The sequence below is a fragment of the Microbacterium arborescens genome (genome assembly GCF_049707515.1).
Lineage (GTDB): Bacteria > Actinomycetota > Actinomycetes > Actinomycetales > Microbacteriaceae > Microbacterium > Microbacterium arborescens_B.
In genome coordinates, this window is the sequence record NZ_JBNAFI010000006.1 from 205,601 (window position 1) to 220,667 (window position 15,067).

Here is a 15,067-nt window from a genome sequence, read left to right on the forward strand (position 1 = left end):
CGCACCCGCCACGGTGCCCTCTCGCGCGAACGGTCCGCGCTCGCGCGCGAGGCGAACGGGGCCGGTCAGGTGCCGAGGAGGAGGCGCTCGCGGTGTGCGAGCAGAGCGGCGGTGCGGGCGGCCACGGCATCCGCTCGTTTGGCGAGATAGTCGCCGAGGCCATCGAGACGCAGATCGAGGTCGGATGCCGCGGCCTGGGCGTCGGCGATGCGCTGACGCACCATGAAGTCCGAGATCACGTTGTCGAACAGCACGTCGAAGACGGCGAGCGACTCCGAGATCTGCACACCCGCGACGGGCGGCGCGTCGATGTCGGCGAGCTCGGTGGCGAGAGTCTCCAGCGCCCGGTTCACGACCGTGAAGGCGCGGGCGGACCGTCCGATGCGGTCGTGCTTCATCCAGTCGGCGACCATGCCACCGCCGAAGAAGGTGTCGTAGGTCGACCAGCCTCCCGCGGAGTCGAGGGCCTGCTGCGCAGCGCCGAGAACCTCCCGCGCCCGCTCGAGCGCCGACCGCGCCTCGGCGATCTCCCGTGCCTCGGCGCTGAGCACGCCGGCCTCGGAGTCGAGCCGCGTGAGCTCGGCCGCGGCATCCGGATCGGCGGCCCGCAGTTCGTGCTCGCGTCGAGTGAGGGCGGCCGCGTAGGCGGCATCCACGTCGCCGAGCGCGGCGATCTCGTCATCGATCCGTGCCAGGTCGGCCCGGGCGTGCGCGAGCCGCTCGCTCGCGCCGTCGACGGCATGCTCGGCGGCCTGCTGCTCCGCGCGTTCGACGGCGAGCTTGTCGTCGATGTCGCCGCGGAGGAGACCCCATACCTGTGCCGGCGAGAAGCGCTCGAGGCGACGGACGTCGGCGGTCTCGACCCGCAGCTTCTGCTGCAGATCGGCGAGGTCGCGCTCGCGCTGCGCCACGAGGCGGCGCGCGGCGTCGGCGTGCGCGGTCAGCTGGTCGCGCCGCGCGCGGTCACGCGCCGCATCGTGCAGTTCACCGGAAGTCGTGTCACTCATACACCTCATCGTGCCAGCGCGCCGCGCTCGTCCGCAGCGAGCGCGTACCGTCTCGGCGAGCGCGTACCCCGCACGGTGCGTTCTGGTGACGGCGGTATGTCCTCGCCGCCCAGCCCGGGCGGCCCGAGCCGGCCGCGGCGGGCGGGCGTAGCCTAGAGGGGTGAGTGCTCCCGCCGTTCCCGCCGCTTCGCCGCGCGTCAGCCCGCTCGACGCGGTGAGCCTGCGCGCCGACTTCCCGATCCTCTCGGAGCAGGTCAACGGGCACCGGCTCGTCTATCTCGACTCCGCTGCGACGAGCCAGAAGCCCACCGCCGTGCTCGACGCCGAGCGGGACTTCCTCACGCACGCGAACTCGGCCGTCCATCGCGGCGCCCACACCCTCGCGGCCGAGGCGACCGACCTGTTCGAGGACTCCCGTGCCGCCGTCGCCGGCTTCGTCGGGGCTCAGCCCGAGCAGCTCGTCTGGACCAGCGGCGCGACGGCGGGCCTCAATCTCATCGCCTACGCGATCGGCAACGCCACCCTCGGCCGCGGCGCCCCCGCCTCGACGCCGTACGCGCTCGCGCCGGGTGACGAGATCGTCACGACCGCCATCGAGCACCACGCGAACCTCATCCCGTGGCAGGAACTCGCCGCCCGGACCGGCGCGGTCCTCCGTCACATCCCCGCACGCACCGACGGAACGCTCGACCTGGATGCCGCGGCATCCATCATCGGCGAGCGCACGCGGATCGTCGCCTTCACGCACGTCTCGAACGTGCTGGGCATCGTCAACCCGGTCGCCGAGATCGTCGCCCTCGCGCAGGCGGTCGGCGCGACGACGGTGCTGGATGCCTGCCAGTCGGCGCCGCACCTGCCTCTGGACCTGCCCGCACTCGGCGTCGACCTCGCCGTCTTCAGCGGCCACAAGATGCTCGGGCCCTACGCGATCGGCGGGCTGTACGGCCGGGCCGAGGTGCTCGACGCGCTGCCCCCGTTCCTCACCGGCGGATCGATGATCACCACCGTCACGCTCGACCACGCCGAGTACCTGCCCGCGCCGCAGAAGTTCGAGGCCGGGACGCAGGCCGTCGGCCCCGCGATCGGGCTGGCTGCCGCCGTCCGCTACCTGCAGGACGTCGGGCCCGACAACATCCACGCGCACGAGGCGGCGCTGGCCGAGCGGATGGGCGCGGGGCTCCGCGAGATCCCCGGCGTGCGCCTCCTCGGCGATGCGCCCGGTGCCGACCGGGTCGGCCTGTGGTCGTTCGACGTCGCCGGCGTGCACGCCCACGACGCGGGCCAGTTCCTCGACGCCCAGGGCATCGCCGTGCGGGTGGGTCACCACTGCGCTGCGCCGCTCCATCGGCAGTTCGGGATGACGGCATCCGTCCGCGCCTCGACGGCGCTGTACAACACCGAGGACGACGTCGACCTGTTCCTCGACGCGGTGCGCGGCATCCGCGGGTTCTTCGGCGTCACCGACGAGGCCGAAGGGGCACAGGCATGACCGGGCTCGACTCGCTGTACCAGGAGCTGATCCTCGACCACTCGAAGCACCCGGTCGGCAACCCGCTGCACGACGTCGGCGCTTCCGCCCACGCCGACTCGCACCAGAAGAACCCGGTCTGCGGCGACGAGATCACGCTGCGGGTCGCTGTCGACGGCGACCGGATCACCGACGTGTCGTGGGAGGGCGCGGGCTGCTCGATCTCGCAGGCATCCGCTTCGATGCTCGCCTCGCTCGTGGCCGAAGAGGTCGAGGGCGACGGGATGACGCGGCGTGACGCGGTCGCCCTCATCGAGGGGTTCCGTGAGGCGTTGCGCTCACGGGGCACGATCCCCCTCGAGGAGGAGACCTTCGGCGATGCCGCGGCTCTGTCGGGGGTGTCGAAGTTCTCGGCGCGCGTGAAGTGCGCGATGCTCGCCTGGGTCGCTCTCGAAGACGGCCTCGCGCGCGCCTGAACCCCGGCTCGCCCCGGCTCGGCCGCAGCTCGGCCGCAGAGCGCGATTCAGGCCGTCGGCCAGCCGGCGGATGCCGCGGGCCAGTCCGACCGCTGCAGCTCGGCGAGCGTCTCGCGCTGACGCTGCACCGCTTCGAGCGAGTCGGTGCGGAACGCCGTCGCGATGACGACCTCGCGCCAGTAGTCGTCGCGGTCGCGGTACGCGCTGAACGCGCGCGCCGCGAGCGGCTCGAGCAGAGCCCACGCCTCGTCGGCCGTCAGATAGCCCGCCACGTACGAGTAGCGGACGCCGCCGATGGCGCGCTCGATGTCGGCGGCGAGCAGCAGCCGCGGCGCGCGGTCGTCATCGCCTCGGGCCAGGTCGTGGATGTCGAAGACCGGCAGATCGGTGAGCGCGGCGATGCGCGACATCATGTGCTCGGCCGCCTCGCTCTGGGCGACCTCGGCGAAGCGCGCCGACAGCGGCCCGCGGGCCAGGGTGTCGGCGACGAGCAGTTCGGCGTCCGAGCGCGAGACGATCTTGAACTGCTCGTCGAGGGCGGCCCGCAGCTGCGGCATCCCCGGAAGCGGCAGCGCGAACCACGGCGAGCCGTCGGCGCCGTCGCGGTGCTTCGCGCGAAGGTCCTGCGGCAACTCCGCGAAGGTCGGCGTGAAGGCGAGCGAGGAGTTCCAGCCGCGCATCGCGAAATCGCTCGCCGCGTCGAGCGCGAGAATCTGCTGCCGCCGGACCGTCACCGGCGTGCGCCCGGCGAGGGCGAGGTAGCGCTGTTGCGCATCGCGGGGTGCGCGGGCGTCGCGCATGGCGAGCACGATCGATGCGACCAGCAGGCCGAGGCACATGCCGATGAAGAACCCGAAGAGGTTCACCCCGAAATCCGCCGATCCGGCCCACACATACGACAGGACGAAGCCCAGGGTGCCGAAGGGCGCCGCGATGGCCGTGACGGGAAGCGCTCGCTTCCGCATGGCCCGAGGGTCGGTCTTGCGCCGCGCCTCCAGCATCCGTGCGTACCGCCACCTCGCGCGGACGGGGAACTCCACGTCGCCGGGATGGTTCTGCAGCGCGAGCACGGGTTCGGTCACCACTTCATCCTGGCAGCGAGGCGAGCCGCGCGGGCTCGCCTCGCTGGAGACCTACGAGGTGCCTCAGGCGGTCAGCACCTCGGCTTCGAGGCGAGCGTAGGAGTCCTCCATGCCATCGGCCATGCCGGTGGCGAGGATCGTGTCGCGCGTCTCCTTGTCGGGGTACTCGATGAGGAGCGTCAGCAGCGTCGCGCCGTCCTCTTCGTAGAGCTGCAGATCGTTGACGGTTCCGGGGCCCTCGGTGCCCGTCATCCGCTCGGTCGTGACCTCGCGCCGCGGCGCGTCGAGCTGCAGGAGCTCACCCTCGAAGCCGAATGCCGTCTCGGGCGCGCCGTCCTGCTCCCAGGCGTACCGGTAGCTGCCGCCGACCTCGGTCGCGGGCTCGGCGACCGTCATCGACCAGCCGTCCGGGCCCAGCATCCACTTCTTCAGCAGCTCGGTCTCGTGGTGCGCACGCCACACGAGGTCGCGCGGTCCGTCGATGAACCGCGTGATGCGCACGTGGGTGTCATCGAGCAGCTCGACGCGCGTGCCCTGGCCCTGCGCGTAGTCGCGGAGATCCTGCACGACCGCGTCGAGCTGCGACATCGCCAGGCGCGAGCCCTCGATGGCGCCCATCGCGATGACCTGCTCCAGCCCTTCGGCAGAGCTGAAGTAGGTCACGTTCGTGAGGCGCGAGCCGGCGTCGGTCGCATCGAACAAGAACACCATGCGCATGGCGGGGAACTGCTCCATCGGCTCGCCGTTCTCGTCGGCGAACGCGTCGAGCACCTCGAAGCTGCGACCCTCGTCGATCGCGATGAACTCCCACGTGCCGCGGGACTTCTCGCCCTGCGGGCTCGACATGGCGTACTGGGCGCGACCGCCGGGCTCGAAGTCGAATCGGGTGAACGTCGCCGGCCAGCCGGGAGGGCCCCAGAAGCGCTCGAGCTGCGCGGGCTGCGTGAACGCCCGCCAGAGCCGATCGACGGGTGCGGCCACATCGGCCACGAGCGTCATCGTGAGGTTCTCGGCATCGGTGGTGATGTCGGTGACGGGCATCGGATTCTCCTTCGAACGGATATTGCGCGAGAGGTGCGGTGGAGGTGGGTGGGTCAGTCTTCGGGCTCGGCGAGGAGCGCGTCGAGTCGGTCGATGCGCGCACGCCAGAGATCTTCGTAGCGCGACAGCAGGGCGCGGGCGCGGGCGATCATGGTCGGATCCGCGCGGACGAGCCGTTCGCGCCCCTCGGCCCGCTTGACGATGAGGCCAGCGGACTCGAGCACGCCGACGTGCTTCTGCACCGCGGCGAACGACATGTCGTAGTCGGCCGCGAGCGCCGACACCGACTGCTCCCGCTCGATCGTGCGCCGCAGGATGTCACGCCGCGTCGCGGTCGCCAGCGCGTGGAAGAGGCGGTCGATCTCGTCATCGCTCAGCTCGCTCCGCTCGCTCGGCCGGGGGACGTTTCGTGTAACCATTTGGTTGTACGTTAGGGGTGCGGAGGAGCGGTGTCAATGGCCTCGTCGATCGGACTTCGGAGATCGGCGCGAAAGTCGGACCGGTGTGCCGCATCCGTCCGAATCTCGCGCGATTCTCCGAAGTTCGGCCGGATGTGCACGCGGTGCGGTGCGGCTCGGTGCGGCTCGGCTCGGCTCAGCGCGAAGCGCAGGCGACGCACATCGTCGCGTGAGGGCGCACCTCGAGGCGCTCGACCGGAATGTCGCGACCGCAGCTCTCGCAGACGCCGTACGTGCCGTCGGCGACGCGGGCGAGGGATGCCTCGACCTGGGCGAGCTCGGTTCGTGCTGCGCGGCGCAGCGCTTCGACGCGCTGCCACTCCCCCGACAGCGTCGAGCCCTCGGGGTCGTGCTCGTCGTCGGCGGTGGCATCGGCCCGGTCGTGGCGCAGGCTGTCGTCGTCGGCATCGAGCCGGTCGAGCTGCACGGTGAGCTCGCGCCTGCGCTCGTGCAGTCGCGCTTTCGGATCCATCCCGCGACCCTACGCCCGCAGGAAGTGGTCGTGGCGACGCGGCTCGGGCCACCTGCCCCGAACCACGACGGCACCGAGGATGGCGGTGAAGACCAGTGCATGCACCCCGAGGACGGATGCCAGGACGCCGGGCGCGATGAACACCGACTCCCCGGTGGGGGCCGTGTAGCGGCATCCGACGCCAAGGGGGAAGAGCTGCCAGGCGCCTTCTACCCCGACGGATTCGGGCGCAACGGATGCTCCGAAATCCACACGGTCGTCCCACCCGTGGGTACAGGCACCGACGGGTCCGTCGTTGATCCCCTCGGGAATCGCCATCATCAGGGATCCGATCCACAGCGCCGCGGCGACGACGGCGAACACCAGCCTCAGCAGGCGAGAGCGGCCGCGTGGAGTCATGCCGGCACCCTACCGATATGTGCGCGCTCTGACGCTCCTAGCGGTGACGCTGGTCGCTACGTCAACCCGGTGACACCCCGGCCGGATCGGCGCAGTCTGGAGGCGGAAGGGAGAACGACATGACCGATCACCACGACAACGAGGCCGAGCACACCGACGAGGGCGCCCAGCACGCACCCGACGAGAACCCCTCGACGGAGGAGCTCGAGGAGCCCAGCGTCGCGAAGGAGCCGGGCGAAGAGCCCAAGGCACCCGAGAAGAAGGACGAGGAGCCGAGCCACCACGCCGTCGGCATCGGCGTCATCGACGACGAGACTCCTCCCCTCGCCCCCTGATGCCGCTGCAGCGCCGGGCTTGGGGATACATCTGCAGGACCGGCGGGGCTGGTGCCGCCTCGGCGCACGTTTGAGGCGACACCAGCACCGGTCGTCCGACAGGTGTATCGCCGCCCGCAGCCGAGCCCCGGCAGCCGAGCGCGAGGCGTGAGCGTGAGCGAGGCGCGAGCGTGAGGGTGGCGTGAGGGCCGGCCGCGGGGGCGTATGGATTCCGTGAGGACGGCGGATGCGGCATCCGGTCGGGTGTTGCATCGGATCTCGTGCTCGATCTCATCTACCTCGCCGCGATCCTCGCGCTCTTCGCCGTCGTCGGCCTCGTCGCCCGGGGGGTCGAGAAGCTGTGATGCTCTTCTCCCTCCTGGCGGCCGGGCTCGCGATCGGCGCCATCGTCTACCTCGTCGTCGCGCTCGTGCGCCCCGAGCGGTTCTGACGTGGATGCCGCGCAGATCGGGTTCGCGTCGCTTCAGATCGCGACCCTCGCCCTCATCCTCGTCCTCCTCTACCGTCCGGTCGGCGACTACATCGCCCGGGCCTACACCTCACCGCGTGACCTCGCGGTCGAGCGCGGCGCCTATCGACTGATCGGCGTCGATCCGCGCGCCGAGCAGACCTGGCAGGCCTACGCCCGCGGCGTCCTGCTGTTCTCGCTCGTCGGCGTCGTCATCGTCTACGCGCTGCAGCGCGTCCAGCCGCTGCTGCCGTACAGCCTCGACCTTCCCGCGCCGAGCGAGCACCTCTCGTTCAACACCGCCATCTCGTTCGTGGCCAACACGAACTGGCAGTCGTACTCCCCCGACATCACCCTCGGCTACACGGCGCAGTTCGCAGGTCTCGCCGTGCAGAACTTCGTCTCGGCAGCGGTCGGCATGGCCGTCGCGATCGCCCTGGTCCGCGGCTTCGCCTACCGTCGCTCCGGCACCATCGGCAACTTCTGGGTCGACCTGGTCCGCGGCCTCGGCCGCATCCTGCTGCCGATGTCGGTCGTCGCGGCCGTCGTGCTGCTCGCGGGCGGCGTCATCCAGAACGTCGCGGGATTCACCGACGTCCAGACCATCGCCGGCGGGGCGCAGTCGATCCCCGGCGGGCCGGTCGCCAGCCAGGAGGCCATCAAGCTGCTCGGCACGAACGGCGGCGGGTTCTTCAACGCCAACTCCGCGCACCCGTTCGAGAACCCGACCCCGTGGACGAACCTGTTCGAGGTGCTGCTGATGCTCGTCATCCCCTTTGCGATGCCGCGCGCGTTCGGACGCATCGTCGGCGACGACCGCCAGGGCTACACGATCGTGGCGGTCATGGCGGGGCTGTTCGTCGCGTCGCTCGCCCTGGGGACGTGGGCCGAGGTCGCCGGCGGCGGCACCGCCACCCAGCTGGCCGGTGCGGCGATGGAGGGCAAGGAGGCGCGCTTCGGCATCGGAGCGTCGACCCTCTTCAACGCGACGTCGACCCTCACCTCCACCGGCGCGGTGAACTCGATGCTCGACAGCTACACACCGCTCGGCGGGATGCTGCCGATGCTGAACATGATGCTCGGCGAGATCGCGCCCGGCGGGGTGGGCTCGGGTCTGTACGGGATGCTGGTGCTCGCGATCCTCGCCGTCTTCGTCGGCGGCCTGCTGATCGGGCGCACCCCCGAGTACCTCGGCAAGAAGATCGGGCCGCGGGAGATCAAGCTCGCGAGCCTCTACATCCTCGTGACCCCGACGCTCGTGCTGGCCGGCACGGCGCTGAGCTTCGCGATCCCCGCCGTCCGCGAGGACGTCGAAGGCACCTCGATCTGGAACCCCGGCGTGCACGGCCTGAGTGAAGTGCTCTACGCGTTCACCTCAGCGGCCAACAACAACGGATCCGCCTTCGCGGGCATCACCGCCAACACCCCGTGGTTCAACACGGCCCTCGGTGTCGCGATGCTGCTCGGCCGCTTCATCCCCATCGTGCTCGTGCTCGCCCTGGCCGGGTCGCTCGCCGCTCAGGACAAGGTGCCGGACAGCGTCGGCACGCTCCCGACGCACCGCCCGCAGTTCGCGGGCCTGCTCGCCGGCGTGGTCGTCATCATCACCGCGCTCACCTACTTCCCGGTCCTCACTCTCGGACCTCTCGCCGAAGGACTCTCCTGATGTCTGCCTCCCTGACCGATTCCCGACCCGCAGCGGCTGAACCTTCCGGCGCGCCCGGCGCATCCGACGCGCCCCGCCATCGGCGGGCCTTCAGCGGCCAGCAGCTCGTCGCCGCGCTTCCCGGAGCCGTGCGCAAGCTCAATCCGGCGGCGCAGTGGCGCAACCCCGTGATGTTCCTCGTGTGGGTCGGCGCCGCCCTGACCACCGCGATCGCGATCGCCGAGCCGTTCCTCGGCGGGCCTCAGGCCTCGGGCGGCACCGCCGTGCCGGCGGGCTTCACGTGGGGCATCGCGGTCTGGCTGTGGCTCACGGTCTTCTTCGCGAACGTCGCGGAGTCGGTCGCCGAGGGCCGCGGCAAGGCGCAGGCGCAGGCGCTGCGCAAGACCCGCACGACGACGACCGCCCGCCGCGTCGTCTCGTACGACGTGCGGTCGGATGCCGCGGCCCGCGGCGCAGCGACGGAGCAGGTCGCCTCGGCCGACCTGCGCCTCGGCGATGTCGTCATCGTCGAGGCCGGCGAACCGATCCCCGGCGACGGCGACATCGTCAACGGCATCGCGACCGTCGACGAGTCGGCCATCACGGGCGAGTCGGCCCCCGTCGTGCGCGAGTCCGGCGGCGACCGCAGCGCCGTCACCGGCGGCACCCGGGTGCTGTCGGACCGCATCGTGGTGAAGATCACGTCGAAGCCCGGCGAGACCTTCGTCGACCGGATGATCGCGCTGGTCGAGGGCGCCGCGCGTCAGCGCACGCCGAACGAGATCGCCCTCAACATCCTGCTGGCGAGCCTGTCGATCGTCTTCGTCGTGGTGGTGCTGGCGATGAATCCCATCGCCTCGTACAGCGCCTCGCCGGTCAGCATCCCGGTGCTCGTCGCGCTGCTGGTCTGCCTCATCCCCACGACGATCGGCGCCCTGCTCTCGGCAATCGGCATCGCGGGGATGGACCGCCTCGTGCAGCGCAACGTGCTGGCCATGTCGGGCCGCGCGGTCGAGGCCGCGGGCGATGTGACGACGCTGCTGCTCGACAAGACCGGCACCATCACCTACGGCAACCGTCGCGCGTCGGAGTTCGTGGCGATGACCGGTGTCGATGCCGTCGAGCTCGCCCTCGCGGCATCCCTCTCGTCGCTGTCCGACCCGACGCCCGAGGGCACGTCGGTCGTCGAGCTCGCGGCCGCGCAGCACGTCGGCGCCGGCCAGCAGAGGATCCTCGCGGAGCTGCCGCGCGATGCGGTGGCGGTGGCCTTCACGGCGCAGACCCGGATGAGCGGTGTCGACCTGCCCGACGGCGTCCAGGTGCGCAAGGGCGCCTCGGGGTCGGTGCTCGCCTGGCTCGACGCGTCGGCGCGTCCGGTCTCGGCCGAAGCCCGCGCCGAACTCCTGCACCACGCCGACGCGATCGCGCAGTCGGGCGGAACGCCGCTGGCCGTCGCGACCCTCGACCCATCCGGCGCGGGGACGCTGCTCGGGGTCATCCACCTGAAGGACGTCGTCAAGGACGGGCTGCGCGAGCGCTTCGAGGAACTGCGCTCGATGGGCATCCGGACGGTCATGATCACGGGCGACAATCCGCTGACGGCCGCCGCGATCGCGAAGGAGGCGGGGGTCGACGGCTTCCTCGCCGAGGCGACCCCCGAAGACAAGCTCGCGCTCATCCGCAAGGAGCAGGAGGGCGGTCACCTCGTCGCGATGACCGGCGACGGCACGAACGACGCGCCAGCCCTCGCGCAGGCGGATGTCGGGGTCGCGATGAACACGGGCACGTCGGCGGCCAAAGAGGCCGGCAACATGGTCGACCTCGACTCGGATCCGACGAAGCTCATCGACATCGTCCGCATCGGCAAGCAGCTGCTCATCACGCGCGGCGCCCTCACGACGTTCTCGCTCGCGAACGACATCGCGAAGTACTTCGCCATCATCCCCGCCATGTTCATGGGCGTCTTCCCGGGGCTCGCCGCGCTCAACATCATGCAGCTGTCGTCGCCGGCATCCGCCGTCACGAGCGCGATCGTCTTCAACGCCATCGTCATCATCGTGCTCATCCCGCTCGCGCTCCGGGGCGTGAAGTACCGCGCGGCGAGCGCATCGTCGATCCTCAGCCGCAACCTCGTCGTGTACGGGCTGGGCGGCGTCATCGCCCCCTTCGTCGGCATCAAACTGATCGACCTCGTCGTCAGCCTCATCCCGGGCTTCTGAGCCCCGATCGGAGTCCTGTCATGTCCACCGCCCGCGCCTCGCTGCGCACCACCGCCGTCGCCGTTCGCGCGATGCTCGTCTTCACCCTCGTCCTCGGGGTCGGATACACCCTCGTCATCTCCCTGATCGGCCTCGCGCTGCCCGCGCAGGCCGGCGGATCGCTGCTCCGCAACGGAGAAGGCGAGGTCGTCGGCTCCGCGCTGGTCGGGCAGTCCTTCACGAATGCCGACGGCGCGGCCTTGCCGCAGTACTTCCAGTCCCGCCCCTCGGCCGCCGGCGACGGGTACGACGCCGCGGCTTCGAGCGGGTCGAACCTCGGCCCGAACAACGCCGACCTCGTCGACGCGGTCACCGAGCGGCGCGAGGCCATCGCGGACCGCGAGGGCGTCGACGCGGCCGATGTGCCCGCTGACGCCGTGACCGCCTCGGGCTCGGGGCTCGATCCGCACATCTCGCCCGCCTACGCCGAGCTGCAGGTCGCCCGGGTGGCCGCTGAGCGCGGCGTGTCGGACACCGAGGTGCGCGAGCTCGTCGCCGCCCACACGACGGGTCGCGACCTGGGCTTCCTGGGCGAGCCGCGCGTGAACGTCGTCGAGCTGAATCTGGCCCTCGACGGTCTCGCACGGTGACGGCATCCGGCCTTTGCACGGTGACGGCATCCGGCCTTTGCACGGTGACGGCATCCGGTCTGGACGCGGATGCAAGGGATGCGGGGCGGCACGCCGATGCCGAGGGCAGCTCGGCGGGGTGTCGCGCACGATCCCTTGCACCGCGGCGCACGGCATCGGGCGACGGGAGAACTAGGGTGATGCCGTGAAGCGGGGAAGGCTGCGGGTGCTGCTGGGCGCCGCTCCGGGCGTGGGGAAGACCTACGAGATGCTCGAGGAGGGCCGGCGCCTCCAGGATGCCGGCGTCGACGTCGTCATCGCGGTGGTCGAGACCCACGGGCGGGCCGCCACCGCGGCACTGACGACCGGACTTCCCGTGATCCCGCGGCGCCGCATCGAGCACCGCGGCGTCACGCTCGACGAGATGGACCTCGAAGCCGTCCTCGCCCGGGCCCCGCGGGTCGCCCTGGTCGACGAGCTCGCCCACACCAACGTCGGCGGGTCGCGCAACGACAAGCGCTGGCAGGACGTCGAAGAGCTCCGGGATGCCGGCATCGACGTGATCACGACCGTCAACGTCCAGCACATCGAGTCGCTCGGCGACGTCGTCGAGCAGATCACGGGGGTCGCGCAGCGCGAGACGGTGCCGGATGCCGTGGTGCGCTCGGCCGATCCGATCGAGCTCGTCGACCTCGCCCCGCCGTCTCTCCGCGACCGTCTCGCCGCCGGGCTCGTCTACCCTGCCGAGCGGATCGATGCCGCGCTGTCGAACTACTTCCGGCTCGGCAACCTGACGGCGCTGCGCGAACTCGCGCTGCTGTGGCTGGCCGACGAGGTCGACAGCGCGCTGCGGGACTACCGCGCCGAGCACGGCATCCGCGGCACCTGGCAGGCGCGCGAACGGGTCGTGGTGGCATTGACCGGCGGACCCGAGGGCGAGACCCTGATCCGGCGCGGTGCGCGCATCGTCGCGCGATCGGCGGGCGGCGAGCTGCTGGCGGTCCACGTCTCGGGCCAGGACGGGCTGCGCACCGCCGACCCGGCGGCACTCGCGGCGCAGCGCGCACTGGTCGAGTCGCTCGGCGGCAGCTACCACCAGGTGGTCGGCGACGACATCCCCGCCGCACTCGTCGAGTTCGCCCGCTCGGTCAACGCGTCGCAGCTCGTCGTCGGTGTCAGCCGCCGCGGCCGGCTGGCTGCGGCTCTCAGCGGCCCGGGCATCGGCGCGACCGTCATCCGCGAATCGGGCGACATCGACGTGCATGTCGTGACGCACGCCGCCGCCGGCGGGCGCTTCACCCTTCCCCGGATCGCCGGCGGTGCGCTGAGCGTGCGACGGCGCGTGCTCGGGTTCGCCGTGGCATTGACGGGCGGCCCGCTGCTGACCTGGCTTCTCGTGGCGCTGCGGAGCCCGGAGTCGATCACGAGCGACGTGCTGGCGTATCAGCTGCTCGTCGTCGTGGTGGCGCTCGTCGGCGGGCTGTGGCCGGCCGTGTTCGCGGCGGTGATGTCGGGAGTGACCCTCGACTTCTTCTTCGTCGCCCCGCTGTACACCGTGACCGTCTCCGACCCGCTGCACGCGTGGGCGCTGATCCTGTACGTCGTCATCGCACTGCTGGTCAGCGTCATCGTCGACCGCGCGGCCCGCGGCACCCGTGCGGCTCGGCGAGCCGCGGCCGAGGCCGAACTGCTCGCGGCGGTCGCGGGCAGCGTCCTGCGCGGCGACGGGTCGATACCGGCGCTGGTAGCCCGGGCGCGCGAGGCGTTCGGGATGTCGGGTGCCCGCCTGGTCGGGGCGGACGGAACCGTCATCGCCGCCGACGGCGAGCCGGTGCGCGACGATCGCCATGTGCGCGTCGAGGTGGGCCGCGACGCCGTGCTCGAGCTCCACGGCAGCGAGTCCGAGCAGCTCGACGGCTCCGAGCGCCGCCTGCTGGATGTCGTCGTCGCGCAGCTCGCCGCCGCCTTGGAGCAGGCCGACCTGCAGCGGGCGGCGAGCTCGGCGTCGGTGCTGGCCGAGACCGACCGTGTGCGCAGCGCCCTCCTCTCGGCCGCGAGCCACGATCTGCGGCGGCCCCTCGCCGCGGCCGTCGCGGCGCTCGGTGGACTGCGCGCCGCGGGTCCGGCCCTGGACGAGGCCGACCGGGAAGAACTCCTCGCGACAGCCGACGAGAGCCTCGGCACCCTGACCTCGCTCGTCACCGACCTGCTCGATGTGAGTCGTATCGAGGCCGGTGCCCTCGCGGTCGCGCTGCGACCGGTGGACGCCGCCGATGCGGTGCTGGCCGCCGTGGACGAGCTGGGTCTCGGACCCGGCGCGGTCGAGCTGGCTCTCGACGACGAGATGGGTCCCGTCATCGCCGACCCGGTGCTGCTGCAGCGGGTGATCGTCAACGTCCTCGCGAACGCGCACCGCCACAGCCCCACCGGCACGCCGATGCGCATCAGCACGAGCTCGCTCGGCGAGCGCGCGCAGATCCGCGTGATCGACCACGGTCCCGGCATCCCGCCCGAGCGTCACAACGATGTGTTCACGCCGTTCCAGCGCCTCGGCGACACCGACAACACCACGGGTCTCGGCCTGGGCCTCGCCCTCTCGAAGGGCTTCACCGAGGGGATGCAGGGCCAGCTCGCGCCCGAGCAGACCCCCGGCGGCGGCCTCACCATGGTGATCGAGCTGCCTTTGGCATCGTCGACGGCGCCAGAGGGCAGGATCGAGGGGTGAAGGTCCTTCTCGCCGACGACGATCCGCAGCTCGTGCGGGCGCTGCGCATCACCCTCGCGGCCCACGGGTACGACATCGTCTCGGCCGCCGACGGCGCGGGGGCGGTCGCTGCGGCGGCATCCGAGCATCCCGACGTGATCGTGCTCGACCTCGGGATGCCGCGCCTCGACGGTGTGGCCGTGATCGACGCCGTGCGCGGCTGGAGCGAGGTGCCGATCATCGTGGTGTCGGGCCGCACCGGCTCGGCCGACAAGGTGGCGGCGCTCGACGCCGGGGCCGATGACTACGTCACCAAACCCTTCCAGATCGACGAGCTCCTGGCACGACTGCGCGCGCTGACGCGTCGTGCGGGCGGCGCGGCATCCGTTCCCCTCGTGCGGTTCGGCGACGTCGAGATCGACCGGGCGGCGAAGACCGTGACCCGGGGCGGCGAGCGCGTGCACCTCACGCCGACCGAATGGCGGATGCTCGACTTCCTCGCGCGCAACCCGGGCGCCCTCGTCACTCGCCAGGACCTGTTGAAGGAGCTGTGGGGCACCGAGCAGGTCAACGACACCGGCTACCTGCGGCTCTACGTGTCGCAGCTGCGGAAGAAGCTCGAGGCCGACCCCGCCCATCCCGAGCACCTGCTGACGGAGTCCGGCATGGGATACCGGCTCGTCGTCGGCTGAACGCCGCTCGTTA

15 protein-coding genes are annotated in these 15,067 nt (G+C 71.5%); 9 read left to right on the forward strand and 6 right to left on the reverse strand.

The genetic code is table 11. The features are described 5' to 3' along the window. Positions 1–65: 65 nt before the first annotated feature. Entirely contained in the window at positions 66–1,007 is a 942-nt protein-coding gene (locus ACPYN5_RS12985) for a hypothetical protein (RefSeq protein WP_424449404.1), read from the reverse strand. 160 nt (positions 1,008–1,167) lie between these two features. Here ACPYN5_RS12985 and ACPYN5_RS12990 point away from each other — a divergent pair, with 160 nt between their 5' ends. After that, positions 1,168–2,496 carry a SufS family cysteine desulfurase gene (locus ACPYN5_RS12990; protein WP_424449405.1) on the forward strand — a complete coding sequence of 443 codons (1,329 nt, stop codon included), beginning with the start codon at positions 1,168–1,170 and terminating at the stop codon, positions 2,494–2,496. Next, complete coding sequence (gene sufU, locus ACPYN5_RS12995) at positions 2,493–2,951, forward strand: Fe-S cluster assembly sulfur transfer protein SufU (protein ID WP_424449406.1); 459 nt, start codon at positions 2,493–2,495, stop codon at positions 2,949–2,951. Before ACPYN5_RS12990 ends, sufU begins: the two co-directional genes overlap by 4 nt. Before the next feature lie 47 nt (positions 2,952–2,998). On the opposite strand, the gene ACPYN5_RS13000 is transcribed toward sufU, so the two are convergent. The 5 genes from ACPYN5_RS13000 to ACPYN5_RS13020 form a co-directional block, all read right to left on the reverse strand. Continuing rightward, positions 2,999–4,033, reverse strand: a complete 1,035-nt coding sequence (locus tag ACPYN5_RS13000) for a DUF1266 domain-containing protein (protein WP_424449407.1) — start codon at positions 4,031–4,033, stop codon at positions 2,999–3,001. A gap of 63 nt (positions 4,034–4,096) precedes the next feature. After that, on the reverse strand, positions 4,097–5,074 hold the full coding sequence (locus tag ACPYN5_RS13005; protein WP_424449408.1) for an SRPBCC family protein: 978 nt from the start codon (positions 5,072–5,074) through the stop codon (positions 4,097–4,099). Positions 5,075–5,127: 53 nt separating this feature from the next. Next, the gene (locus ACPYN5_RS13010; RefSeq protein WP_424449409.1) at positions 5,128–5,493 is read right to left on the reverse strand and encodes an ArsR/SmtB family transcription factor; all 366 of its coding nucleotides are present in this window, start codon (positions 5,491–5,493) and stop codon (positions 5,128–5,130) included. A 175-nt stretch (positions 5,494–5,668) separates the two neighbouring features. Continuing rightward, positions 5,669–6,004, reverse strand: coding sequence for a TraR/DksA family transcriptional regulator (locus tag ACPYN5_RS13015; protein ID WP_424449410.1), 336 nt, complete (start codon positions 6,002–6,004; stop codon positions 5,669–5,671). Between the two features lie 9 nt (positions 6,005–6,013). Then, the gene (locus tag ACPYN5_RS13020; protein ID WP_424449411.1) at positions 6,014–6,403 is read right to left on the reverse strand and encodes a hypothetical protein; all 390 of its coding nucleotides are present in this window, start codon (positions 6,401–6,403) and stop codon (positions 6,014–6,016) included. 119 nt (positions 6,404–6,522) lie between these two features. On the opposite strand from ACPYN5_RS13020, the gene ACPYN5_RS13025 reads away from it, so the two are divergent. The 7 genes from ACPYN5_RS13025 to ACPYN5_RS13055 all read left to right on the forward strand — a co-directional run bounded on the left by ACPYN5_RS13025 (position 6,523) and on the right by ACPYN5_RS13055 (position 15,054). Continuing rightward, positions 6,523–6,738: a hypothetical protein gene (locus ACPYN5_RS13025; protein WP_424449412.1), complete on the forward strand. Its 216-nt coding sequence runs from the start codon at positions 6,523–6,525 to the stop codon at positions 6,736–6,738. Positions 6,739–7,081: 343 nt separating this feature from the next. Beyond that, positions 7,082–7,168 (forward strand): potassium-transporting ATPase subunit F, encoded by an 87-nt coding sequence (locus tag ACPYN5_RS13030; RefSeq protein ID WP_424449458.1) that lies wholly within the window; start codon positions 7,082–7,084, stop codon positions 7,166–7,168. Between the two features lies 1 nt (position 7,169). Next, a complete protein-coding gene (gene kdpA / locus ACPYN5_RS13035; RefSeq protein ID WP_424449413.1) occupies positions 7,170–8,852 on the forward strand; it encodes a potassium-transporting ATPase subunit KdpA in 1,683 nt (560 codons plus the stop codon). Beyond that, the gene (kdpB, locus tag ACPYN5_RS13040) at positions 8,852–11,050 is read left to right on the forward strand and encodes a potassium-transporting ATPase subunit KdpB (protein WP_424449414.1); all 2,199 of its coding nucleotides are present in this window, start codon (positions 8,852–8,854) and stop codon (positions 11,048–11,050) included. Before kdpA ends, kdpB begins: the two co-directional genes overlap by 1 nt. Positions 11,051–11,070: 20 nt before the next feature. Then, complete coding sequence (gene kdpC / locus ACPYN5_RS13045) at positions 11,071–11,679, forward strand: potassium-transporting ATPase subunit KdpC (protein ID WP_424449415.1); 609 nt, start codon at positions 11,071–11,073, stop codon at positions 11,677–11,679. Between the two features lie 184 nt (positions 11,680–11,863). Then, positions 11,864–14,383 (forward strand): sensor histidine kinase, encoded by a 2,520-nt coding sequence (locus tag ACPYN5_RS13050; protein WP_424449416.1) that lies wholly within the window; start codon positions 11,864–11,866, stop codon positions 14,381–14,383. Next, positions 14,380–15,054 (forward strand): response regulator, encoded by a 675-nt coding sequence (locus ACPYN5_RS13055; protein ID WP_424449417.1) that lies wholly within the window; start codon positions 14,380–14,382, stop codon positions 15,052–15,054. Before ACPYN5_RS13050 ends, ACPYN5_RS13055 begins: the two co-directional genes overlap by 4 nt. Positions 15,055–15,067 lie beyond the last annotated feature (13 nt).